General features: G+C 67.3%; 12 protein-coding genes (1 of these 12 only partly in view). 3 read left to right on the top strand and 9 right to left on the bottom strand.

Annotation, left to right across the window (positions count from 1 at the left end; translation table 11 throughout):
- Window positions 1-226 precede the first annotated feature (226 nt).
- Both RMP09_RS02220 and RMP09_RS02215 read right to left on the bottom strand, forming a co-directional pair.
- On the bottom strand, window positions 227-898 hold the full coding sequence (locus RMP09_RS02220) for a helix-turn-helix transcriptional regulator (protein ID WP_310564375.1): 672 nt from the start codon (window positions 896-898) through the stop codon (window positions 227-229).
- A gap of 115 nt (window positions 899-1,013) precedes the next feature.
- Window positions 1,014-1,382 carry a hypothetical protein gene (locus tag RMP09_RS02215; protein ID WP_310564374.1) on the bottom strand — a complete coding sequence of 123 codons (369 nt, stop codon included), beginning with the start codon at window positions 1,380-1,382 and terminating at the stop codon, window positions 1,014-1,016.
- A gap of 288 nt (window positions 1,383-1,670) precedes the next feature.
- On the opposite strand from RMP09_RS02215, the gene RMP09_RS02210 reads away from it, so the two are divergent.
- Window positions 1,671-2,804 (top strand): AraC family transcriptional regulator, encoded by a 1,134-nt coding sequence (locus tag RMP09_RS02210; protein ID WP_310564373.1) that lies wholly within the window; start codon window positions 1,671-1,673, stop codon window positions 2,802-2,804.
- Window positions 2,805-2,915: 111 nt separating this feature from the next.
- Here RMP09_RS02210 and RMP09_RS02205 read toward each other — a convergent pair whose 3' ends face one another.
- The 7 genes from RMP09_RS02205 to RMP09_RS02175 form a co-directional block, all read right to left on the bottom strand.
- The gene (locus tag RMP09_RS02205; RefSeq protein ID WP_310564372.1) at window positions 2,916-3,758 is read right to left on the bottom strand and encodes an SDR family oxidoreductase; all 843 of its coding nucleotides are present in this window, start codon (window positions 3,756-3,758) and stop codon (window positions 2,916-2,918) included.
- A 107-nt stretch (window positions 3,759-3,865) separates the two neighbouring features.
- Entirely contained in the window at window positions 3,866-6,208 is a 2,343-nt protein-coding gene (locus tag RMP09_RS02200) for a penicillin acylase family protein (RefSeq protein WP_310564371.1), read from the bottom strand.
- A gap of 182 nt (window positions 6,209-6,390) precedes the next feature.
- Window positions 6,391-8,271, bottom strand: coding sequence for an alpha/beta fold hydrolase (locus RMP09_RS02195; protein ID WP_310564370.1), 1,881 nt, complete (start codon window positions 8,269-8,271; stop codon window positions 6,391-6,393).
- 19 nt (window positions 8,272-8,290) lie between these two features.
- A complete protein-coding gene (locus RMP09_RS02190) occupies window positions 8,291-8,755 on the bottom strand; it encodes a MaoC family dehydratase (RefSeq protein WP_310564369.1) in 465 nt (154 codons plus the stop codon).
- A gap of 36 nt (window positions 8,756-8,791) precedes the next feature.
- Entirely contained in the window at window positions 8,792-9,682 is an 891-nt protein-coding gene (gene phaZ / locus RMP09_RS02185) for a poly(3-hydroxyalkanoate) depolymerase (RefSeq protein WP_310564368.1), read from the bottom strand.
- 35 nt (window positions 9,683-9,717) lie between these two features.
- Window positions 9,718-11,025, bottom strand: a complete 1,308-nt coding sequence (locus RMP09_RS02180; RefSeq protein ID WP_409559672.1) for a serine hydrolase domain-containing protein — start codon at window positions 11,023-11,025, stop codon at window positions 9,718-9,720.
- A 95-nt stretch (window positions 11,026-11,120) separates the two neighbouring features.
- A complete protein-coding gene (locus RMP09_RS02175; protein WP_310564367.1) occupies window positions 11,121-12,755 on the bottom strand; it encodes an AMP-binding protein in 1,635 nt (544 codons plus the stop codon).
- A 296-nt stretch (window positions 12,756-13,051) separates the two neighbouring features.
- On the opposite strand from RMP09_RS02175, the gene RMP09_RS02170 reads away from it, so the two are divergent.
- Together RMP09_RS02170 and RMP09_RS02165 are read left to right on the top strand one after the other, a co-directional pair.
- Entirely contained in the window at window positions 13,052-14,407 is a 1,356-nt protein-coding gene (locus RMP09_RS02170; RefSeq protein WP_310564366.1) for a BTAD domain-containing putative transcriptional regulator, read from the top strand.
- Window positions 14,408-14,823: 416 nt separating this feature from the next.
- Window positions 14,824-25,467: the beginning of an LEPR-XLL domain-containing protein gene (locus tag RMP09_RS02165; protein WP_310564365.1), read on the top strand. Its footprint extends 25,725 nt past the window's final position; only the first 10,644 of its 36,369 coding nucleotides appear in the window; the start codon lies at window positions 14,824-14,826; its stop codon lies beyond the right edge, outside the window.

The following is a 25,467-nucleotide window of genomic DNA, read 5'->3' as shown; positions in this document are numbered from 1 at the left end:
AAGCCACCCATACCCCCAGTCTCTAACCAGAGGCTGGGGGTTTGGGCTTTCTGGAAACCGGTTTGTTGAGCGACGGGATGAGCAGCTGAATCAGCCCAAGAATCATGGCGGCCGCTTGGCTTAAGTCAGACCTCCGCCGAGAAGGACTGAATGACGAGTTGCCGATAGCGGTTTGCTGTTGGCGCAGACCGAAAGCTGAGCTGCCGAGGCGATTGGGTCGCGCAGGTTATTTCGAACGCCGGGTCTTCGCGGACGTACGGAACGCGACCGCCATGTCGAAGGCCTGCCGGGTGAACCCGAGGACATGGGCAAACTCGCCGTCATCGAGGCTGCGAGCATGGTCGTTGGCGCGGTAGATGTTGGCCAGTTCGCGCTCGCGTCCGGCTTGCACGACCAGCTTGCCCAGGCCGAGCTGTTCCAGCGTCGCCCAGAGGTCCGGCTTGTAGGCGCGGGTCAGTCGCATCATGGCGGTGACCGGGTCATCTCGACCCAACACCGCAGCCAGACGCAGGACGAGTTCGAAGGGCAGGGCGACGACGCCACCTTCGGCGCTCTCGAGCACTGCGGGGTCGCGCAGGTCCAGCGCCTGGCTGACGTCTTGCAGGGTCAGACCTGCGGATTCACGCATCCGGCGCAGCACGATGCCCGCCTCGTGGATCGTCGCGCGCTGCTGTGGATCTTCGGTGCGAGCACCCACGGCGGCGACCGCCAGGTCGGCGGCAGGGCCTGCCATCGCAACCATCGAGTCGGTCCAGCTCCTTAACTGACGCGCCAGCGTCAGCAGACTGCCCACACCAGGGATCTCGGTGAGGCGCGCCGGAGGTGTCGCCTTCGTCGTGCTGCGGCGAGCGCGACTGCCGGTATTTCGGGTCTTGGTGCTGGTTTTGTTCACGGGCATGGCTGGTTCCTGTTTCAGGCCGCTGGCTGGACATGGGTGTGGTGGTGGCGCTCGCCCCGCTGCGAGACGCTCTTGAGAGTGGCTTTCCCCGAGTGAGCGGCTGAGTTCGACGCCGTCATCGTTTGCCATCGCGTGGACTTAGTGTCCTGCGGATCGCAGAGGGATCGAATGCGATCGCCCTTGCGTTGATCAGGCCCATTGACCGGATATCGAGCGTCTCGGTGCTGCGGAAGCAACCCTTGAACAGAACCTGCGGCCGTTCGCTCGACGCCTCAGTGGCGCGACGCGCAAGGTCTGGCAGTCCAACGTTCGAGGCACTCGGACGATCGGTGCGAAGGTCCGTGACGTTCCCGCCCACTAGGCAGTTGATGACGAAACTGCTGAGTTCGACGCGTGACGGGTTCATCCGGACCGCTTCCTGCACGCCGACGATCCTGCCGCTCGTCTTTGAGCGGGGCGTCTGAACCAAGCTCGAATGGGCCATCGTGCTTCTCCTTTGGTGCGATTTCGCAGTGGCAAGGGGCGGCTGGGTTTGCGACACCCAGTGTGTCGACCGCTACCACGACTGGAAATGATCGAACCGGACAAACTCGGGTTCAAAACGGACAATGACAGCGTTCGCAACCCAATCGTTCGCCCTGCACCAGGGGTTTCTACGGAGCGAATTTTCTCTGTAATTTGTGCGTCGGATTCACTCAGGGTTCGTCCTATTTGCATCCGCCGTGACTGCGCTCAGCATTTGATATGTTTTCGGACATATGGGAGTCAAGTCATGACAGACATCGCCACCGCCGCTGCTGTTCCCTCGCGTCGGTTCGCCATCCGATCGTCCGATGCCGTGGCGGCCATATCACTGGCAGAGAAGCGCTTCTCTCCGTCCAAGATCGCGATGCTTCTGGAGGTGGCGTCCGAGTTCGGCGCGCGGCCGGAATCCGTGCTGGCGCAGACCGGTCTTGACGCAGTGGCGGTTGCGAATCCATTTACGCTGACCTCCTCGCTGCAGTTTCTGACGGCGGCACGCAACGCCCTCCGACACTGTGCGGCCGACGATATCGGCCTTCGGGTGGGCGGTCGCCTACGTGTGTCGAGCTATGGCATGTACGGCTACGCGCTTTTGTGCTCGGAATCGATGGGGCGGGCGTTCGACACGGCCGTCAAATACCACCAGCTGGCCAACGGGATGATGTCGATCCATTGGGTCGAAACGGATGGGGTGGCGTCATGGTCGTTTCCCGACCATCGAATGATCGATTTGCCCGATATGGACTTGAGGCTGTACCGTTTTCTGCTCGATCTGCAGTTCGCGGTCCACATCACGGTGACCAAGGACGTCATGGGTTCATGGTGCGTTCCGGCCAGGGCGTCCTTCTCGGGGCCGGAACCGACGCATGCGGCTGCGCTGTCCGAGATGCTGGAGTGTCCGATCGCATTCAACCAGCCGCAGAACCTGCTGAGTTATCCGGCGGCGTGGCTCACCCGGGCCCCGCAACTGGCCAATCCGATCACGGCGGCCCAGGTGTCCACGCAGTGCGCGCGCCTGCTCGAAGAGTTCCGGTGGCAGGCCGGCATCACGCGGCGCGTGTACCACGAACTGACGCGCACGCCAGGACATTTCCCGGAGATCGAGGCGATTGCGGAGAGTCTGTGCATGACCTCGCGTACGCTGCGGCGCAAGCTGGAACTGGAAAACACCTCCTACAGCGAGCTGCTGACCAGTGTGCGCAAGGCCCTGGCGATCGACTACCTGATGACGACCGTGCTCAGCACCGAGGACGTGGCATTGACCCTCGGGTTCAGCGACGCGGTGAGTTTCCGGCATGCGTTCAAGCGCTGGACCGGATCGACGCCGAACGAGTATCGGCGTGAACGGACCGCCTCGGGCAAGTCGAAGGTCGCCAGGTACTGACCCGAAGCCGCATGCGAGGGCCGAGGCCATTCGGCCGTGGCACCTCCTTGGCTCGGGGTGGATCACGTCCCCCTGGGTTGTCGAAGGACCCCTGTGATCGCGGCGGCGAGCTCAGGCCGCTCCTTGCGCCCGCAGCATCTGCTCGGCCCCGAGGTTGAACAGCGCCGAACCCACCAGGTTCTGCCCGCCGTCACAGACGACGACACAGCCGGTGATGAACGAGGCCAGCGGCGAGGCCAGGAAAACGGCGGTCTGCCCGATGTCGTCGACCGTGCCCATGCGGCGCAGCGGCACAGCTTCGAGGAATTTGTCCTTCTGCACGGGGTCGGTCAGGCGCTTCAAGCCTTCGGTGCCTTCAATCGGCCCAGGCACGATGGAGTTGGCGCGCACCCCGTAGCGGCCCCATTCGATGGCCAGGTTCTTCATCAGCATGTCGATGCCTGCCTTGGCCGCGCCGACATGGGCCTGGAAGGCATGGGGCATGTAGGCCATGCCGGCCGAGATGTAGATCAGGCTGCCGCGGGTCTGTTGCAGTTGCGCAAAGGCGCCGCGCGAGGCGTTGAACGAGCCGATCAGGTCGATGTCGATCACGGTCTTGAAGCCGTTCGGGGACAGCTTCTCGGCCGGCGCGAGAAAGTTGCCGGCCGCTCCGCTAACCAACACATGCATGGGGCCCAGTTCATCCTGGCTGCGGGCAAAAGCCGCGTCCAGCGCGGCAGCGTCGCGCACATCGGCGGCCACGGCGCAGACCTTGGCGCCGACCGGGTCCGCGATGGCGCGCAGCTCGACGGCCGCAGCATCGAGCTTCTCCTGCGTGCGGCCGCAAATGGCCACGTTGGCCCCCAGGGCCGCGAAGTTCTTCGCTACGCCCAGGTTGATGCCACTGCCACCCCCGGTGACAAACACGGTCTTGTCGCGGAACAGGTCACGCGGCAGCAGTTGATTGACGAGCATGGTTCAAATTCCTCGGGGTTGACTCAAAGGGAGCCTCGCGCAGGGGGCCCGTGACGGCATTCCCTGCGCAAAGGGCCGATCAGCATCGCGCCAACGTCAGGCCGGCTTCATCGGCGCACGAGCTCCAGCACGGGGCCCACGCGTGCACGCGCCACGTCGGCCGCATGGAAGGGCAGCACGGGCCATTCCTTGCGGGAGAACAGGCGCAGCTGGTCGGTGGCGTGCGGCGACGCCGGGTCGGTGGACTGGCCGTAGGTCAGCAGGCCCTGCGCCACCGGTCCCCGGTCGTCGAAGGTCACGGTCTGGATCCAGCTGCTGCCGTAGTCGATGCGCAGGCCGTCTTTCGAGACCCCGCCGGGCGCCAGGCGCCCGAGGTTGTTCAGCACGCCTTCGATCTCGTCGCCGCCGTGCAGCGCGATGGCCTCGTCGGTGATGGCCGGTCGCTGCACGCTGCCCAGCGTGGCGTCGAGCGCGAAGCCGGCGGTGCGGACCTTGTCCACGGCCTGGCCCAGGGTGGCCCAGACCTTGGCCGCGACCTCCGCGTCGGCCATGTTCAGCCCGTGCGGCGTGGCGACGGGCTGAGCCGGGTCGAAGGGCACGCGCCACAGGCGGGGGATGGCCAGCGCCGGCCGCCAGAACTCCCGGAACAGATGCGCCCCGCGGGAGTCGAGGTTGTTGTGCCGGTCCCAGGTGGCCAACGCGCCGCAGCCGTCGCGCGCCTGCGGCGTGGGCGCCGCGGCACAGGCGGCCAGCAGGTCGGGCAGCACCACCGACGAGATGAAGTGGCGGTTCTGAAACAACTGCTGTTGCACGCCCTGCGGCATGACCTTGCCGCGCGCGAGCAGCTGTGGAATCTCGGTCAGGCCGGCGCGGGTGCGCGGGCGGCGCACTTGCGCGTCGCCCACCAGCGGCGAGATGCCTTCGAAGCGTTGCCCCGGGTGCGTGTAGAAGAAGCTGTCGTTGCTGTTCTGCACCCAGTCGCTGCGCACGGCCACCGGCATGCGCGCGATGGGCGTCACGCCCGGTACCGGCGATGCGGTGTCGCGCTGCCAGTCGCAGTCGCTGCGCGAGCCGTCGAGCACCACCAGCCCCGCGGCGCCGAACAGGGCCGCCGCCGGTGCACTGGGTTTGCAACGCTGCAGCTGCGCGGCATCGACATCGGGCACCACGCTGGCGTCGGCATAGAGGGCGTGGCCCTGGCGGTCGACGGCCAGGGTGTTGACCCAGGGCAGGCCGGCGTTGGACATGGCTTGGCGCAGCCCGTCCACGCTGGCGGCGCCGGCGAAGCCCAGCCAGGTCTCGACCCAGCGCGAGTTGCCGGCGTTGGCGTCCTGCAGCGCGTAGGCCTTCTGACCCGTCCACGTCAGGCCGGCCTGCGGCACCACGAGCAAGGGCCCCCAGCGGGTCGACCAGACGGTGCGGGTGCTCTCCTGCACGCTGCCGTCGGCCTGGCGCACGTCGATGCGCAGGCGGCGCGACGTCATCTTCTCGGGCTGACCGTCCACCAGGTAGCTGGTCGGGTCGTTCGCGGCCAGGGTCAGCTCGCGGATCGTGAAGCGTTTGCCGGTGGACACCGTGTGCGTCCACGCGATGTCTTTGTTGAAGCCGATCTGCACCACGGCGCCATGCCCGAGCCCGACGCCCATCACGTCCAGCTGTCCCGGGACCGTCAGGTGCATTTGCCAGAAGCGGTTGACCCCGACCCAGGGGAAGTGCGGGTTGCCCAGCACCAGGCCGCTGCCGTTGGCCGTGCTGTCCTTGCCGAAGGCCCAGGCGTTGGACCCGAACGACGGGTCGAGCAGGCCGGCTTCGCGCATGGCCTGGGCGGCGGCGGCCAGGTCCACGGGGGGCTGGGCTGCGTCGCCGGTGACCGTGGTCGGCGGGGCGGCGCCGACCACCGCGTCGGCCAGCGCGCCGCTGGAGGCCAGCACCGCCAGGCCCTCCTGGATGCGGCGGTACTGCGCCAGCGTCATCGGCTGGACCCAGGGCTTGTCATTGCATGCTGCGGGCAGTTGCCCCGCGTGATCGGCCAGATAGCGGTTGTAGCCGGCCACGTAGCCGCGGGCCATGGCCTGCGCCTGCGGGCTGCGCGCGGCCCAGTGCCGGGACAGGGCCGCGTCGTCCATGTGCGCCGCGACGAAAAAATCGAGCACGGTGTTGGGCAGGTGGCGCAGGCCCAGCATGCCGGTGGCCTGGCCGCCAAACCAGCGTGAGCGCTCGCCACGCATCGTGACCAGGTGGTCGGCGGTCTGGCACACGTTGTCCTGCGCGTGCGCGTAGGCCACGCCGTAGGCGAGGGTCTCGAAGTCGGGCGCGCTGACGTGGGCCACCCCATGGGCGGTGCGCTGGATGGTGGCCCTGGGTGATGAAGGCCCACCCGTGGGTGTGGCACAAGCCGCGAGCAGCAGCGTCGCGGTCAGGATCGACAGTTTGGCGAGACGTGGAGGCATTTCTCTCTCGATGGGTGAGGTGGCCGGAGCGGTGCACCGCGTGAGCGGTCCCTGTCGGTGGGGCCGCGGGCCCTTGCCCTGCGGAAGGCATCAATATGCACGAGAGCCCCGCCGCGCAGGAAGTGCCGCGCCGGACACATCCATGCCCACTGCGGACACACGGCGGTCGCGGGCCCGTGAAGTCAGTGCTCGTGGACGTAGGTGCCCGGCGCCGCGCCCAGCGGCTTGTGCTTGCGCGAGCCGAGCTTGGTCGGCGCCTTGACGGTCTCACCGGACATGCCCTGGATCCACAGCCGCCAGTGCGGCCACCAGCTGCCTTCCTGCCGCGCGGGCTGGGCCGCCTCGGCCCACTGCATCGGGTCTTCCACGTTCGCGGGGGCGGCGAAGTAGTACGACTTGGGCACACCCGGTGGGTTGATCATGCTCTGCAGGTGGCCCGCGTTGGCCAGCACGAAGGTGGTCTTGGGGCCGAACAGCCGCGCCGTGCCGTAGCAGGCGCGCCAGGGCGTGATGTGGTCGGTGATGCCGGCGATCACATAGGCGCCCAGATCGACCTGGCGCATGTCGATGGGCAGCCCGCCAATCTCCAGGGTGCCCGGGTTCATGTACGGGTTCTTCTCGACCAGGTCGAGCAGGTCGCAGTGGTACTGGCCGGGCAGGCGGGTGGTGTCTGCGTTCCAGGCCAGCACGTCGTAGGCCGGCGGGCTGTTGCCCAGCAGGTAGTTGTTGACCCAGTAGTTCCAGATCAGGTCGTTGGGGCGCAGCCAGGCGAACATCGAGGCCATCTCCTCGCCGCTGACGATGCCCTTGCGGCGCGAGCGCGCCTTGGCCGCGCGGATGGTCGCGGGCGAGTTGAACAGCCCGAGCGTTGAATCCTCGATCGCCGCTTCGGAATTGAGCACGCACACGGCCCAGGTGGTGTTGGCGACCTTCTTTTCGCCCTGGGCCGCCAGCCAGCCCAGGTAGGCCGCCAGCGTCATGCCGCCCGAGCACGAGCCCCACATGTTGACGTCGGGGCTGCCGGTGATCTGGCAGGCCACGTCGACCGCGGCGTCCAGCGCCATCACGTAGTCTTCCAGGCCCCAGTGGCGCTGTTCGACGGTGGGGTTGCGCCAGCTCACGACGAACAGCTGGATGCCCGAATCGGTGGCCCACTTCACCAGGCTCTTGTCGGGTGACAGGTCCATGGCGTAGTACTTGTTGACCTGCGGCGGTGACATGACCAGCGGCCGGCGGTGCACGTCGGGCGTGGTCGGCGCGAACTGCAGCAGCTCGAACATCTCGTGCCGGTACACCACCTGTCCCGCTGACGCGGCCATGTTCTCGCCCACTTTGAACGACTGGGCGTCGACCATCGACGGCATCATGTTGTTGTGCCGCATGTCGTGCACGAAGTTCTTCAGGCCTTTGACGAGGTTGTCGCCGCCGGTGTCGAGGATCTTTCGGACCGCGGCCGGATTGCCCAGCAGCCAGTTGCTGGGCGCCAGCGCGTCGGTCACCAGGGACGCGAAAAATTGCGCGCGACCCTTCTCGATCTTGTCGAGTTCGGATGCGTCGATGAAGTGCGACAGCTCCTTTTGCGTCGTCAGGTAAGCCTGCATCAGCCGCGTGTAGAGCGCATTGGTCTTCCACGCCGGGTCGGCGAAGCGTCGGTCCTTGGGTTCGGGGGCCAGGGCCGATTTGCCCTGCATCACCTGCGCCAGTTCCTTGAGGTAGCGGCCGTATTGCAGCGAGGCTTTTTTCGGCGTGGCGGCCACGGCCTTGAGCAGCGACTTCGCAGCGCCGGCCACGTCGCGGCGGGACAGGCCGAGCAAGGGGTTGATCGCCAGCGTGTTGTGGCTGGCTTCGGCGACCAGTTCCGTCAGGTCCCCGGCCACGGCCATGGCGGTGCCTGCGGCGCCGGCGGCCGTGTCCTTGAGGGCCTTGGCCGCGCTGCGCCCCGAGCGCAGGGTGCTGGAGGCCGACGCGGCCGCTGTCTTGCGCGCCGGCGACCGGCTCTTGGTCGCGGCCGTGCGCCGTGCGGGCGGCGGGGTGGCCTTGCTGGGTGCTTGCTTGGTTGCCATGGTGGGGTCCTTCGTGCGCTCAGCTCATCAGCATCGCCAGCGTGGTGGCGATCAGTGCCGGTTTGTCTTCGCCTTCGATCTCGACCGTGTTTTCGGTGGTCAGCAGCCAGCGGCCGCTGCCCTTGTCTTCGACGGCGACGACCTTGACGCGGTTGCGCACGCGCTTGCCGGCGCGCACCGGCGCCAGGAAGCGCACCTTCTCGAGCCCGTAGTTGACGACCTGCTTGGCGTCGATTTGAGCGATCAAGGACTCGACGCTCATGGGCGCGAGCAGCGCCAGCGTCAGGTAGCCGTGCGCGATGGGGGCCTTGAACGGACTCTCCCGCGTGGCGCGCTCCACGTCGACATGGATCCACTGGTGGTCGTCGGTGCAATGGGCGAACTCGTTGATGCGCGGCTGATCGACGGTGATCCAGGACGAAACGCCGATCTCCTGGCCCACTTTGGCGGCCAGGTCGGCGGGTTTGTTGCGTGAGGTGTTCATCAGTTGTCTCCTGTTGTTTTGGGGCGGATGCAAGGCTCAGGGCCGGCCGAGAAACTCGTTGATCGCGCGCGCGCACTCTTCGGGCCGCGTCATCAGAAACAGGTGCCCGCAGTCGAACACCTTGAGCTCACTGCGCGGAATCATCTTGTGCAGCAGCTTGGCGTTGATGAGCGGAATCAGCGGATCGTCGTCGCCGGCCATGACCAGCGTCGGCTGCTCCAGGCGGTGCAACCAGTGCACGCTGGTCCAGCCCGCGGCCGCGGCGATCTGCAGGTAGTAACCCAGGCGCGACTGCCACTTGATGTGTTTGAAGTGTTTGGAGGCCAGTTCGGGGTCGCGGCGGTAGTCGCCGCCGTAGATGTCGCCGCTGATCGACTTGGCGTAGCTCTTGCTCATGTAGCGGCGCGGCGTCGCCATCTTCCACAGCACCGAGGGGTGCGCGGGCACCATGAACATGCCGGTGGCGGTGGCGCACAGGATGAGGCGGCGGCAGTGCGCCGCCTGGCTGTGGGCAAACTGCTGCGCCGCCGCGCCGCCCCAGGACACGCCCAGCACGTCGGCCTGCGCGTGGCCGTAGTGGTCCAGCACACCGGCGGCGAGCCCGGCGATGCCACGCAGGCGGTAGGGCAGTGCCGGCAGTGGCGAGTGGCCGACGCCGGGGATGTCGAAGGTGATGACTTCGCGCTCGGGCATCCAGGCGGCGATCGGGCCCAGCAGCTCGATGTTGCCGCCGATGCCGTTGAACAGCAGCAGCGGGACGCTGCCCGCCCGCCCGCCACCTCGACCGGCCTGGCGGCCGACACGCACCAGTTGCCCGCCAACGTGGACCATCTCGATCGAGAACGGATGGTCGCCGTGGTGGAAAGCCGCGACGGTGTCGGCGGATGCGTCGGGGGCATGGTGGCCCTGGGCGTGGGTTGCTGGCATCGAGATAGGGGTGCTGTGGCGTATGGGGTGGGGGGTCAGCGCATCAGGAGCTGGGCCAGCGCGCGGTAGGCCGGCAGCGACGTGGGGTCGATCTGGGCGTTGGCCGCGGCCGGGTGGCTGGCAAAGCGCGCGATCACCATCTCGGCCTTCGGGTCGATGTAGATGGTCTGGCCGTGGATGCCGCGTGCCGCAAAGACACCGTCCTCGCCGGGCGACACCCACCACATGTCGCGGTAGCTCCAGCCAGGCAGCGTGCCGTAGCCGGCCTGGGCAAAGTCGGCCTTGTTGCCGCCGCCGCGGATCCCGTCCACCACCGCCTTGGGCACGATCTGCTGGCCGTTGAAGCGCCCGCCCAGGCGCATCATTTCGCCGAACCGCGCCATGTCGCGCAGCGTGGCGTTGAAGCCGCCACCGGCGAATTCGTAGCCGGTGCTGTCGACCAGCATGTAGGCATCGTGTTCGGCGCCCAGCTTGCTCCAGATGCGGTCGGCCAGCAGACGGCCCACCGGCTGGCCGCTGGCGCGCGCGATCAGCCAGCCCAGCACGTCGGAGTTGACGGTCTTGTAGGCGAAGGCCTGGCCGTGCTCGCCTTCCTTCTTCAGCGTCAACAGGAACTGCTGAAAACTCTGTGGGCCGGCGTAACCCGGCGGGCGCGGAAACACGCCGCCGGCGCGCGCATGGTCCCAGACCTCGGCCTTGGGGTCGGCGTAGTTCTCCGAGTACTGCACGCCGACGGTCATGTCCAGCACCTGGCGCACCGTGGCGTCGCCGTAGGCGGTGTCTTTCAGCTCCGGCACGTACTGCGTGACCAGGGCGTTCGGGTCGAGCTTGCCTTCGGCCACCAGCATCGCGCCCAGGGTGCCGAAGAACGACTTGGTCACCGACATGGCCATGTGCGGCTGACCCGGGTTCATCACGCCGAAATAGCGCTCGTACACGACGCGCCCCTGGTGCAGCACGACGATGCCGTCGGTGTAGTTGGCCTGCAGCGATTGCGCCCAGGTCATGGTGTCGCTGCGTCCCAGCGGCTGGAAGCTGATGCTGTCAATGTCGCTGCGCTCGGCGCGCGGCAGCATCGCCACGGCGCCATCGCCCCGCGAGACATTGGTCGTGGGCATCAACTGGCGGAAGTTGGCGAAGGACCAGCGCAGTTGCGGGAAGCGGTAGTGCGACATGTCCGCCCAGCGGACCAGCTTGTCGGCCGGCGGCGGAGAGCCGACCATCCAGCCCAGCTGGGCGGGGTCGGAATCGGCTGCGCTCAACGGCGGCTTCGGTGCCTGGGCGTAAGCCAGCTGTGTGGCGAGGAGGGGGGCGACGGCCGCGCAGATCAGGCGATGCTTCATGAGATTTTCTGTGGTTGACGGATGAACGGCAATGAGGTGCGGGCAGCGCAGCGCCAGCCCGTGGCGCCCGGCCCGAAGCCGGGGCCAGGCTGCGATCAGGCCAGGTCGCGCAGTTCGCGCCGCAGGATCTTGCCGACCACGCTCTTGGGCAGCGCGTCGACGAAGCGCACGATCCTGGGCAGCTTGTAGCCCGTCATGCCGGTGCGGCAATGCGCAATCACCTCGGCCTCGGTCACCGTGGCGCCGGGCATGCGCACAACGAACAGCTTCACGGCCTCGCCGCTCTTCTCGTCGGGCACGCCCACGCAGGCGCACTCGGCCACGCCAGGGCAGCCGCTGGCCACGGCCTCTACGTCGTTCGGGTAGACGTTGAAGCCCGAGACGATGACCATGTCCTTCTTGCGGTCGACGATCTTGAGGAAGCCACGCTCGTCGAACTGGCCCACGTCACCGGTGCGGAAGTAGCCGTCGGCGGTGAAGGCCGAGGCGTTGGCCTCGGGCTGGTTCCAGTAGCCGCTCATCACCTGCGGACCCTTGACGCAGATTTCGCCGGCCTCGCCGATGCTGACCTCGTGGCCATCGTCATCGAGCAGCTTGATGTCGGTGGACGGCACCGGCAGGCCCGTGGTGCCGCTGAATTCGTTGATGAAGGCCGGGTTGAACGACACCACCGGCGAGGTCTCCGACAGCCCGTAGCCCTCACGGATGAACTGGCCGGTGATGGCCTTCCAGCGCTCGGATGTCGCACCCACCACAGCGGCCCCGCCGCCGCCGGCCAGGCGCAGCCGCGACCAGTCCACGGCCTTCAGGCCCGGGTGCATGGTCAGGCCGTTGTAGAGCGTGTTCACGCCCACGAACACGGAGGGGCGCGCGGCCTGGATCGTGTCGACGAAGGCATCCATGTCCCGCGGGTTGGCCACCAGCCAGTTCTCGGCACCGACCGAGAAGTAGCTGATGAAGTTCACCATCAGCGCGAGGATGTGGTACAGCGGAATGGCCGTGATCACCACCTCCTGCGTCGGGCGCATGGCCTCGGGCATCACGGCCTTGAACTGCTCGGTGTTGGCCACCAGGTTGCGGTGCGACAGCGTGGCGCCCTTGGACGGGCCGGTGGTGCCGCCGGTGTACTGCAGGAACAGCGTGTCGCCGCCCGTGATCGCCACGGGGCGGCGGGTGAGGTCCGCGCCTTCGGCCAGGGCCTGTGTGAAGGGCACGGGTGCGCTCAGGCGCACATCCACCGCCGGGCTGGGCAGGGCCTTGGCCAGGCCATCACCCGGGTTGACGGTGATGACCGAAGTGATGCCCGTGGAGGCGACCACCTCAGCCAGCGTGGCGGTGGAGCCGCTGAAGATGACGATGGTTTTGCTGCCCGAATCGTTGAGCTGATGCTCCAGTTCGCGCGGCGTGTACAGCGGATTGACGTTCACCTGCACCGCACCGGCGCGGATGATGCCCAGCAATGCGATCGGGAAGGCGGCCAGGTTGGGCATCATCACGGCGACGCGGTCGCCTTTCTGGACGCCCAGCCGGTGCTGCAGGTAGGCACAGAAGTCCGCCGAGAGTTTGTCCACCTGCGCGTAGGTCAGGGATTGGCCGAAAGACTGGAACGCCACCTTGTCGGCGTAGCGCTGCATGGCTTCCTCCAGCATCTCCGTGACGCTCGCGTAGCGGTCCGGATCGATCTCTGCCGGAATCGACCCATACGATTTCACCCAATGCCTGGCGGCCATGCTTGTCTCCTTTTAAGTTCGAATGTCGGGCACTCTTTTTGGGTGCCAAACTGGTTAGAACTATCGAGTGAAGCGGTGGCGCCGTAAATGATCGCGGAGGCCTTGTTTGGTATCAAAAAGGCCACGTACAAGGGGCTTACCCTGAGTACTTTAGGCCAGGTCAAGGAAGGGGAGGGCAGGCGGCTGTGAGGGAAAACCGCGCCGGGTCGCGCTTGTTGATGCGGGTTTTTGCTGTTAGAAGTCTTCGGGTTTCCGACAGTTGACTTCAAAAACCGCTGGGTCGTTAGCGACAAGGAGTGAAAGTGCGCACCTTCCTTTCAGGGGATGGCCTGGAAATTCACAAGCTGTTGGCTGCGACCCGAGGCGCGCCCAGAGAACATGTCGATGCGCAAGTGTTTCAGGTGGCGTGTGTTGACATCAACTCGGACGGGTTCTTGGCGCAAGTGAGGGCCTGGGCCCATGGCGCCGGCGCGCAGGCCAGTGAGTCTCAGCTCGTCCTCTGCGTTCAAGTCTTGCTGCAGTCCAGGACCATGCCGGGTGTGGCGGGTGAACTGCTCAGTCCAGTCGATCCCATCTCGGACACCCAGTTGCTGGGACGCGTCGCCGCATTTGCTGAGGAAGTTCAGCTCAGTGCTCTGCTGTTCTTGGCAGACGCCTTGCGCAAAGGGCAACCAGCGGATGCGCTGCATCTCGTCCGCATCGCGCTCGATGACCGGTTCGCGCCCGTGTTGTCCTGCAAACTGCCTGGGCCTGCACCGGCGATGGTGGGTCTGTTCTTGATGGCGCTGCAGGCCGGGGTCGAGTCCGGTCGCGTGAAGGAGCTGATTCGTCTGCACCGCCTCTCTCCGGACGCAGCCGATTCGCTGAACTGGCCTTGGCCGGTTCGCATTCACACGCTGGGCCGGTTTTCTGTGCTGTGCGACAACGAGCCCCTGGAGTTCTCCAGCAAATCTCCGCGCAAGGCGCTGGAACTGCTGCAATCGTTGATCGCCAACGGTGGCCGGGAGGTTTCGCCTCTGTTGATCATCCGCAACCTCTGGCCCGATGAGGCCGGCGGAGACATGAAGAACCTGTTCGACAACACCTTGCACCGGCTGAGAAAACTGATGGGGCCTGTGGAGGTGATCAAGTTGCGCAACGGCAAATTGACGCTGGACCCCGCCACCTGCTGGGTCGATGCGTGGGCCTTCCAGCGCCTGACGGGCGCCATTCTGACGGCCGGGACGCCGACCGATGCGACGCAGATCGTGGCTTTGCAGCGCGACGCGATGGCTGCCTTGCGGCTGTATTCGGGTCATTTCCTGCAATCGGAGGGGGATGATTCGCCCTGGGTGCTGGCCTATCGCGACCGCGTCAAGAGCCGTTACTTGCGCATGGTGTGGGCGTTGGGAACCCGGTTCGAGCAACTCGGCCAGTGGCACCTGTCCATCGAGATCTACGAGCGCGCGCTGGAGGTGGACAACCTCATCGAGTCGCTTTACCGCCAGTTGATGTTGTGTCACCAGCAACTGGGTGAGCACGCCGAGGTCCTGCGGGTGTACCGGCGCTGTCGGGAGTTGCTCTCGATCGTGCTGGGTTTGGCGCCTTCCGAGCGAACGGAAACCATTCGCCAGGCTTCATTGCGCGCCGACCGGGGGCGTACCACGGTCTAGGCGTCTGCGCGGCAGAAGGAGCATCGGCTGCAACACGCGACAAACCGGTCTCCTGTGATGCCCCCTCCTGCGCCCAGGGGGCCGCCCTGGGCTTGTCGGTCGCACCACACGATCCTCGGCTTTCGCGCGTGTCGCTTCGATGCCTTCTGCCGCGCAGGCGCCTGGGGACCTCCCCGATTCAATGAATGAACTGGCGATCTTCGGGATCGCTACGTCATCCCTAAGCACCCGCTCCCTACGATGCCCAGCAGGGATCTGTCGCTGGCGCAGAGGTGCTTCTGGGCCCCATGAAAAATCGCGATCCGCGCTGCAGATCCTGGATTTGCCGATGCTCGGGCGTTCTGCCGGGTACTTGAAGTGCTGTGCAACGACGCCTGCATGACCGCAAGCGACAGCGCACACAACCGGAGAAGCTCATGGACACGCCCGTCAACCGCAGCCGTATCGAGTCCGTCTGGCACCAAATCGGGTTGGCAAGAGCTTTGCGGCCCTCGACGCTGTGGTCCCGGCTGCAGGATGGTTACGGGCGCTTGATGCGACCGGCCAGCACCGTTTACCACGCCGCTCCGGTACCGCCGACCAAACACGGGCGCAGGCCGCAGGTCCTCCATATGGCGCGCGGGCGCACCCGCAGCCGGGCTCGCCCATTTGGCCTGGAGGTCATGGAGCCCCGGTTGCTGCTCTCGGCCGATGTCAGCGCCCTGGGCGTCTTGCAGGTGGTCGGCACGGAAAACGACGATGAGGTGGTGCTGACCCGGACCTTGACCGGTCTGGACGTGACCATCGGGGGCAACCTGGCCGGTTCGTTCTTGAGCAGTTCGTACCAGAGCATCGAAATCGATGCACTGGGCGGGCAGGACGCCATCCGCTTCGAGGGCGACATCGACCTCGCCAACCATGCCTTGTCGGCCCAGGGCGAAGAGATCACGGTGGCCGGCTCCATCATGGGCGCCTCGTCGGTCACCTTGACGGCACGCAGCGACACCCTGGCCACGATCACGGTGCAGGGCGACATTCAAGCCTCGGGTGCGGTGCAGCTGTCTGCCCAGTCCGGCGCCACCGAAACCATCACCAGCTTCACCAGCCACGCGGCAACGTCCATCGCCACGGTCAGCATCACCGGCGCCGGCACCACCGTGCAGGGCGAGACGCTCGACATCACCGCGCACAACCGTGCGGTCATCACGGCCCTGTTCGATGCGGCGGCTTTCACCCAGTCCAACCTGCTCATCACGCAGGACAACACCACGGCGGTGAGCGTGGGTGATGGCGTCACGCTGGACGGGGCGAGCGGGGTGATCGTCGAGTCGCTGGACGACAGCTGGGTCCAGATCGAGCTCGACAGCACCGGCATCGACGTATCCGGTGGGATCGAGATCGAACTCGACTTTGCGCTGCTGTCTTCCCACGTGGTGCTCACCCGCAGCACCACCGTGGCGCTCGACGAGGGCAGCACGGCCGTGAGCGATGGCCTGGTGGCGCTGAGCGCACGCAACGACCTGGCCGCGCGCGCGGACGTGGCGCCAGAAGACCTGTTCAGCGTGTCCAACCGGGTGCTCGGCGGCCTGGTGGGGCAGGCCCGCAACACCGTCACCGACGTGGCCGAAGCCAGCGTCACCGGTGCCACCGTGAACGCTGCGCTCTCGGTGTTGGCGAGCAACGCCGGTGTGTACACCGCCCTGGGCCGGGTGGCTTCGAACACGCTGGACGGCAACACCCTGGCCACCATCGCCGCGGAGAGCGCCATCACGGCCAGCGGCTCGGTGTCGGTGGCCGCCATCGACAGCGCCCATCTCACGGCCGAGGCCACGCCGGTGCTGCTCGATGCCCAGATGGTGGTGGGTGAAATCGGCCTGCAGGCGGGCGTGGCGCGCAACAGCGTGGCGCGCGAGGTCACGGCCTCCCTGGACAACGCCGTGGTGAGCGCCACCAACGGCGACATCACGGTGGACGCCGATGCGGCGCGCCGCTTGCGGGCCACCGCTTCGGGCGTGGAGCTTTCGGACGCCGCGCTGCTGGGCGGGTCCGCCTTCGGTGCGCTGGAACTTGGCGGTGTGTATGCCGAGAACCGGGCCCTCGGCGACATCACGGCGGCGGCCGCCCACAGCGAACTCGATACCCTGGGCAGCGGTGAGGTGCGCGTGGAGGCCACCGACACCTCCCTGATCGATGCCCAGGCTGGCTTGAGCGGTGTTGCCACGACCACGGGCATCGGCTTCGTGGCCGGAGGCATCAGCGCCGGCGTGGCCGTGGCGTTCAACGCCATGGGCTGGAACATCGATGCGGACGAACAGACGCTGGAAACGCTGATCGGCACCAGTTTCGGCGCGGCTGCGGAAGACCCGCTGGACGTGACCGCGTCCCTGTTCAACACCCGTGTCAACGCCGTCGGCAACGTCACGGTGCAGGCCGACGCCGGGGCCCGTCTCGACGCCACCGTCAGCAACGCCAACACCGCCACCGGCGCCGGCCTGTTCGGCGCGCTCAGTGCGGGCGCCAGCGGCATTCTCACCAGCAACTTCGTCAGCGGATCGGCCCAGGCCTCGGTCACCAACACGGACGCCATCGACGACACGGTGGACATCACGGTCCAGGGAAACCTCATCGTCCGGGCCAGCGACACGACGCTGGTTGCCGCCAACACCCGGCTCGTGTCCAGCGCCGCCAGCACCTCCGACGGCGGTGCCAACGTGCTCAACGACCTGCTGGCCAGCCGGGCGCACGACCACACCAGCCTGGACGGATCGGTGGCACTGGCCTTCGGCGACCGTGTGCTGGTGGACGAGGGCCACACCGCCGGGGGCGAGACCGGTCGCGCCTACCAATACATGGGCACCGCCGGCCCGCTGGACCTGGGCCAGCAGGACTACAGCAACGCCGACTGGTGGAAAGAGATCCTGGAGACGCAGCTCATTCCAGAGGGCTACAACCTCGCCAACTCCAGCTCGGTGGCCATCGGTGGTCTGGTGGTGCGCAACGACCTGCGCACCGAGGTGCTGGCCCTGCTGGACCAGGTGGTCGCGCAGATCACCGACGGCGACATGGCCGTGACCGCCTTGCAGGCGGCGACGATCTCTTCGGTGGCCGACGCCGAGGCCAGCGCGTCCGGCGGCAGCGCCTACGGCACCGGTACGGTGATCGCCGCCAGCGGACTGATCGCGACCAACATGGTGCGCAGCCAGGCCGATGCCCGGGCCAGCAACAGCCGTCTCAAGCTGGAGAAGAGCCCGGCCGGCCCCGCCGGCACCGGTCAGCTCACCATCGACGCCAGCAACCACTCCAGCATCACCGCGCGCGTGCACAACGCGGTGACCACGGGCGACACCGGTGTCGGCGTCACGCTGGCCTTCAACACCCTGGGCTGGGAAGCACAGAACCTGCTCTACCAGACGGTGGATGCCCTCGTGTCCACCGACATCGCGCAGGAAGACAAGGCGGGCGCGCGGGCCGAACTGCTCAACACCACGGTCACCACGCATGGGGGGGTGGTGGTCACGGCCGAGATGGCCGCCCTGATCGACGCCACCGTCGACAACCAGGCCACCTCGACCGCCAGTGCCATCTATGGCGCCACCGGCCTGTCGGTGAGCGCGCTGCTGGCCAGCAACATGGTCAGCACCGAAACCCTGGCCACGGTCGGCGACGCGAGCGATGCCACCCGGGGCAGCACCATCACGGCCGGCGGCGCCATCGAGGTGCTGGCCACCGAGAGCAGTTCGGTCAAGTCCGGGGCCGAGATGCTGGCCAAGGGCTCCACCAGCAACGACGGCGGCGCCAGCCTGATCAACAACCTGGCCCGTGCACTGCTCAACGAGTACCGCTACACCTCGCGCTCGGGCACGCAGACCCTCCATCCGGACGACATGGTGCGTGTGGCGTCGGACAGCACCCTGGGCGTGCCGGGCGCGCTGTACGCGTACCAGGGCAGCGGCCCGATGCCCATCGATCTGGGCACGGAAGACTTCCGCAGCGGCGACTGGCTGCGCGTGGACGAACGCAACATCGTGCCGGCCCTGGGCAACGTGTCGAACTCCGATTCGATCGCCATCGGCGGCCTGGTGGTGCGCAACGACGTGCGCGGCGGCGTCAGCGCCACCGTGGCCGACAGCACCCTCACGGGGGCCGCCATCGGCATCCAGGCCCTGGGTCAGGCCGTCATCACGGCCAGCACGCTCAGCGCGGCCGAGGCCTCGGGTGGCAGCCTCTACGGCAGCGGCACCGTCATTGCGGGCAACGGCAGTGCCGTGACCAACCTCGTGCTCGGTGGCGCCGATGCACTGGCCCTGCGCAGCGCGCTCACCAGCGAGCTGGGCGATGTGACGGTCACGGCCGAGAACACCGCGCAGATCGACGCGACCCTGCTGAGCAAAACCAGCAGTGGCGACACGGCCGTGGGCGTGATGCTGGCCTTCAACAGCGTGGGCTGGACCTCGCAGAACCTGCTGATGAATGCGCTGGACGCGCTCATCGGGCGCCCGGTCGACTCCTACGACGCGCCGCGCGCCGATGTGGGTGTGCTGGCGCACGGCACACGCGTGCTGGCCGCCAATGGCAACGTGTACGAATACCTGGGGCCCACCGTCTCCGGTCAGACCCTGGGTGAGACGTTCTACAGCACCGCGCCCGCCAGCTGGAGCCTGGTGGCTGCAGGCCAGCAGGTCGAGACCTTCGACCTGCGCGCCGACGACGTGGGCAAGCTCAAGACCGGAGACCGCGTGCTGGCCGACGACGGCAAGGTCTACCGCTACCTGGGCGACACCGTCACCGTGTCGGCGCTGGGCGCCGACTTCCAGATCAGCGACGCGGCGCAATGGGACGAGGTGGTGTCGCCCTATGGCAACGAACTGCCCGCCACCACCCGTGCCCGCCTGCTCGACACCCTGGTCAACAGCGCCGGCGACGTGATCGTCGACGCCGTGGGCGAAGCGCAGATCAACGCCACCGTGAGCAACGCCGCCAGCTCGGCCGCCTCGGCCCTGGTCAACGCCACCGGCAAGTCGATCGGTGGCATCCTTTCGAGCAACAAGGTCAGCAGCGCCGCCGAGGCGTCCATCTCCTACGCCGAAACCTTCACCCACCCGGTGAACGCCGATGTGCGGGCCGCGGGCAGCGTTGCCGTGACGGCGCTGGACAACGCGGGCATCTACGCCAACACCCGGCTGGTGTCCGACTCGGTCACGGCCAACGACGGCGGCGTGGGCATCCTCAGCGGCGAGATCGACGCCCGCCTGCCGGTGGACCACCTCAGCGACGACCCGAATGCGCCCCTGGTGTTCGGTGACCGCGTGCAACTGATCGAAGGCTACGGCGACCAGGACCACAGCAGCGATGACGGCGAGCAAGCCGTTTCAACCGGCCAGCGGGTGCTGGTCGAAGCGGGCCACACCGCCAGCACCTTCGACTCGGCCTCGGGCGTGCGCCTGTTGCGCTACGGCGACGTGGTGCAACTCGCCGACGACCATGCCGACCCGTCCCGTGGCGACGCGGGCGCGAGCTACCGGTTCGTCGCGCCCGGCACCCGTGGCCAGCGCACCGATCTGCAGACCGAGGACTACACCGACACCTCGCGCTGGGTGCGCATCGGCGGCGAGGCCGACACGCTGTACGAGTACCTGGGCAGCGACGCCACGCTCGACCTGGCCCTGCAGGACTTCACCGACGAGACCCTGTGGCGGGTCATCTCCGGCAGCGCGGGCGAGATCTACCAGTACATGGGCCAGGCCGCCACGGTGAATCTCTTGCAGGCCGACTTTGGTGACGACACGCTCTGGAAGCGGGTCCCCGAGTCCCAGGTCATTCCCTCGGGGCTGAACATCACGTCGTCCGACTCGGTGGGGGTCGGCGGCGTGGTGGTGCTCAACGACGTGCGCAGCACGGTGCTGGCCCAGGTGAACCGGGCCGAGGTGAGCGCCGCATCGGTCGAAGACACCCAGGCCGCCGTCACCGTGACCGCCAGCGTGGCGGCCGTGATCCGGGCCGACACCGACGCGGCGCTGTCCTCGTCGGGCGGCAATGTGTTTGGCAAAGGGACCTCTCTGGCTCTGGGCGGCGTGCTCGCCACCAACCTGGTGCTCAGCGCCGCCGATGCGCTGGTCAGCAACAGCGTGCTGGAGACCACGGGCGCGACCGGTGGCGACATCGCCGTGTCGGCCGAAAACCTGTCGCAGATCGACGCCCTCACCAGCGTGGTGGCCACCTCGGGTGCCCAGACCGCGGCCTTCCTGCTGGCCTTCAACACCGTGGGCTGGGAAGCGCAGAACCTGCTCTACAACACCCTGGACGCGCTGCTCGGCACGTCGCTCTTTGCGGACGAACGCGCCGCGAGCGTGCATGCCACCCTGCTCGACACGCAGGTGCGCGCCAGCGGCGACGTCCAGCTGACCGCCGACAACGCCGCGCAGATCTTTGCGCGGGTGACCAATGACGCCACCTCCTACCCCAGCGCCTTTTTCGGCGCAACCGGTCAGAGCGTGAGTGGCGTGCTCGCCAGCAACCTGGTCAACAGCAGCGCGACCGCGCGCATCGCCTTCACCGACGGCTACACCCACCCCGTGCTGGGCGACCTGATCGTGGGTGGCCACCTGCTGGTGGAGGCGCTGGACGACGCCTCCGTGGACGCCGAGACCCGCCTGTCGGCCGAGGTGTCGCCCACCAACGACGGCGCCACCGGCCTGTTCAACAACGCGGCCAGTGCCTTCCTCGACGACTACCAGTACACCACCGCGTCGGGGCTGCAGGACCTGAAATTCGGCGACAAGGTGTATGTGAGTTTCGGTGCCTTCGACGCGGACTTCGAGAACGATGGCGAGACCGAACAACTCGTCGTTCTGGCGGCGGGCGACGTGGTCGAACTCAGCGCCGACTACGCCGGTGACGGCGGCACGGCCGAGAGCCGGTACCGCTTCATCGGCACGGTCAATGGGGCCGATGTCGACCTGGCCACCGAAGATTTCACCGACACCACCCGCTGGGTCGAGGTGGGTGGTTCGTACCAGTGGATGGGCTCCGATGCGCTGGGCGAGGGTGTCGACCTGACCCAGCTCACGCTGGACGACTTCACCGACTACGGGCTGTGGAAACGCCTCAACCCGGCCAACCTCATCACCGACTCCACCACCTACGCGGCGCTGTCCGTGCTCAGTGCCGCACAGAAAAAGGCCACTGGACGCGACCCCAGCCTGGCCGGCGCATCCAGCAGCCTGTACGGTCTGATCGACCGCAACGACGTGCGCAGCGAGGTGCTGGCCAGCATCGACGCGGCCGTGATGCACATCGGAGGTGACCTCACGGTGCAGGCGCTGGAGAGCGCCACCATCCACGCGCTGGACGACAGCTACGTGGTGCCCTGGGACGGGGTGGGTGGCGTCATTGCCACCAACCTCGTGCTCAGTGCGTCCAACGCCACCGTCACCAACAGCGACGTGGACGCGGGCGGCAGCGTGCTGATCGACGCCGAGAACCTGTCGGCCATCGACGCCGAGGTCACGAGCAAGGTCGAGGCCTGGGGCGCCAAGACCGCGGTGGTGGCGTTCAACACGATCGGCTGGCAGTCGCAGAACGTGCTTTTCAATGCGGTGGATGCCTTGATCGGTGACCCGCTGATTTCCGACGCTTTCAACGGCGAGCAGCCGGCCGAGGTGCAGGCCTACGCGCGGGACACCCGCATCGTCGCCGGGGGCGACGTGACCCTGGACGCCCGCTCCACCGCCCAGATCAGCTCGTATGTGGGCAACGACAACGAGATCGTGGCCGAGGTGGACATCATCATCCCGGGGGCCATGGAAGATGCCGAGGCGGTGGCCGGTGGCGGCCTTCTGGCCAGCAACAAGGTCAGCAGCTTTGCCAAGGCCTTCATCGAGTTCACGGGCGCCAGTGCCGGCACCGTGCAGGCGGGTGGCGCGGTGACCGTGCAGGCGCAGGACGAAGCCGGCATCGATGCCCGTTCCGTGGTGGCGCAACTGGCTGTGGCGAGCAACACGCTCGCTGGCGTGGTCGACCAGATCCAGGCTCTGGTGCCGGGTGACTTCGACTACACCACCGAGTCGGGCACGGTGGCGGTGGCCTCCGGCACGCAGGTGAAGGTCGGCCCCGACTTCGACCCCCTGCGCGGCGAGGCCGGTGCGGTCTACCGCTTCATCGGGTCGACCGGTGGCGAACGGGCGCTGTCGGCGCAGAACTACAAAGACCCGCTGGTGTGGGAGAAGCTCGTCGGCGGGGCCGACAACCTGGAAGACCTGTACCCCGGCATTGGCAACCTGACCGAGTCCAATGCCACGGCGGTGGGCATCCTCGTGGTGATGAACGACGTGCGCAGTGGCGTGGACGCCTACCTCCGCAACGCCGTTGTGACCGCGGCCCAGCCCATGGTGTGGGACCACAGCGCGCCGGCCTCGGGTGCCCTGGCGATCGAGATCGAGACCGGCCAGCGCGTGCGGGCCAGCGATGGCCGGGTGTTTGAATACCTGGGCGGGTCCGACAGCGCATTCGCACTGGAAGACACCGGCTTTGACGATGCGGACCTGTGGCGCCGGGTCGAGGCGGTGAACGTCAACGCCTTCGAGAATGCCTTCATCCAGGCCACGGCCGAGGCCAGCGTGGAAGCCTCGGGGGGCAGTTTCCTGGGCGACGGCTCGGTGCTGGCCGTCAATGGCCAGATCGTCACCAACGTGGTGCTCAGCCACGCCACCGCCGACATCACCGACAGCGACATCACCACGGCCGACGGTGGCAGCGTGTCGGTGCTGGCGGACAACCAGTCCACCATCGACGCCACCCTCCTGGCCAGCACCAGCACCGGAGAAACCGGGGTCGGTGTATCGCTGGCCTTCAACACCATCGGCTGGCAGTCGCAGAACTTCCTGTTCAACGCGCTGGACACCATCATCGGCCGCCCGATCGACCAGTACGACCACGAGAGCACCGAGACGGTGGATGCGCTGGCGGTGGGGGACCGCGTCAAGGACCTGGACAGCGGCAACATCTACTGGTACGCCGGCAGCGGCGAGAGCGAGCAGCAGTACACGCTCTACAGCACGCCCGCGACGCTGGCGGCAGGCGATCGGGTGCGCCTCGATGCCGACGTGCTGGGTGCCGACGGTGTCACCGTGCTGGCCGAGGCCGGCCTGTACGAATACACCGGCGCCAACCTGTCCGATGAGGCGGGCATCGATCTGCGCGCGCTGTTCAGCGCCACGGCGTTCGACAGCGCCGACTGGGCGCTGCAGGACCCGGTGCCGATCCACCTCGCCACCGACCTCCTGGCCAACCCGGATCGCTGGAAGCTGGTCACCAACCCGTTCGCCAACGAACAACCCGCGCGGGTGCTGGCCCACATCACCGACAGCACCCTGGACCTGGACGGGGACCTGACGGTCAACGCCACCTCGCAGGCCTTGGTCAATGCCACGGTGAGCAACGTCGCCCAGTCCAACGCCTCGGCGCTGTACGGCGCCAAAGGCCAGAGCGTGGGGGCGGTCGTCGCCAGCAACAAGGTCAGCAGCGACGCGCAGGCCTACATCCGCGGTGACGACAGCCTCACCATCGACGCAGGTGCGGTCAACGTGGGGTCCCAGGACGTGTCGGGCATCTACGCCAACGTCAAGCTGGTGTCTGCGTCGATGACCACCAACGACGGCGGTGCCGCCGTGCTGCAGGAGACGATCAACGACTTCATCGCCGCCGATCACCAGAGCGGTGACGGCACCGTGCAACTGGTCTTTGGCGACCGCGTGCGCCTGGCCGACGATTACGGGGACCCCGACTTCAGCAGCGAGGACAGTGGCGTCCTGCTGACCCAGGGCAAGCGGGTTGAGGTGGCCGATGGCTTTGACGCGACGCGCTACACCAACGAGTCCGGCAAGCGACTGCTGGTCACAGGCGACAAGGTGCAGCTCACCGACGACTACGACGACGCGGGCCTGAGCACCCGGGGCGACAAGACGGTCACCCTGAGCAGTGGGCAGTTTGTCAAGCTGGAGGCCGACTACACCGTCACGGCGGCCGACGGCGATACCCAGCTCGTGGCGCTGGGCACGGGCGACTTCGTCCAGCGCGCGGTGATGGGCGAACCCGATTCCGAAGCCGACGGCCAGGTGCTGAGCTCGGCGATCTACCGCTACCTGGGCGGGGCCGGCAGCGTCGACCTGGAACTCGAGGACTACGACGACACCGCCCGCTGGGCCCGCGTGCAGGGCGACGTGGGGACGGTCTACGCTTACCGCGGCGCCAGTGGCGCAGTCGATCTTGCGGCCCAGGACTTCACCGATGGCCAGTGGCAGACCGTGGCCGGCGGCGTCTACCGCTACGTGGGCGTCGGCGGTGCCGGCTTGCGGCTGGATCTGGCCGCTCAGGACTACGGCGACACCACGAAGTGGGTGCGCCTGGGCGGTGAAGCCGGCGTGGTCTACGAGTACCTGGGCAGCACGGCGGTGGCCGACACCGATCTGGGCCTGGTCGACTACACCGACAGCCAGCTCTGGAAAAAAATCGGCGGCACCGGTGCCATCTATGAATGGATGGGCACCGACACCAGCGTGGACCTGGCCAGCACGGACTACAGCAATCTCGACTTCTGGAAAGAGGTGCTCGTCACCAAGATCATTCCGAGCGGCTACAACATCAGCGACTCCGACTCCATCGGGGTGGGCGCGCTCATCGTGCTCAACGACGTGCGCAGCGACGTCGACGCCGAGGTGTCGGATGTGAAACTCACGGCCGACAGCCTGTCGGTCACCGCGGACCAGATCGCCGTCATCCGCGCCACCGCCGACAGCGCGGCCAGCGCGTCGGGCGGCAGTGCCCTCGGCGCGGGCAATGTGGTCGCCGTCAGCGGCGTGATCGCCACCAACCTGATCCTGAGCAACGCGCAGTCGCTGCTGGACAGCAGCACCGTCACCCTCACCGCAGACCTGGCCGTGACGGCCTCCAACGCCTCGCTGATCGAGGCGGTGAACCTGAACTCGACCACCAGCGGCGACAAAGGTGTGGGTGTGACCCTGGCCTTCAACACCGTGGGCTGGGAGCCACAGAACGTGCTGTTCAACGCGATCGACACCCTGGTC

It is taken from the genome of Hydrogenophaga sp. (assembly GCF_031426985.1).
Taxonomy (GTDB): domain Bacteria; phylum Pseudomonadota; class Gammaproteobacteria; order Burkholderiales; family Burkholderiaceae_C; genus Hydrogenophaga.
Note: the sequence above shows the minus strand (reverse complement) of the source record. Positions and strands in the feature narration are given on the sequence as shown.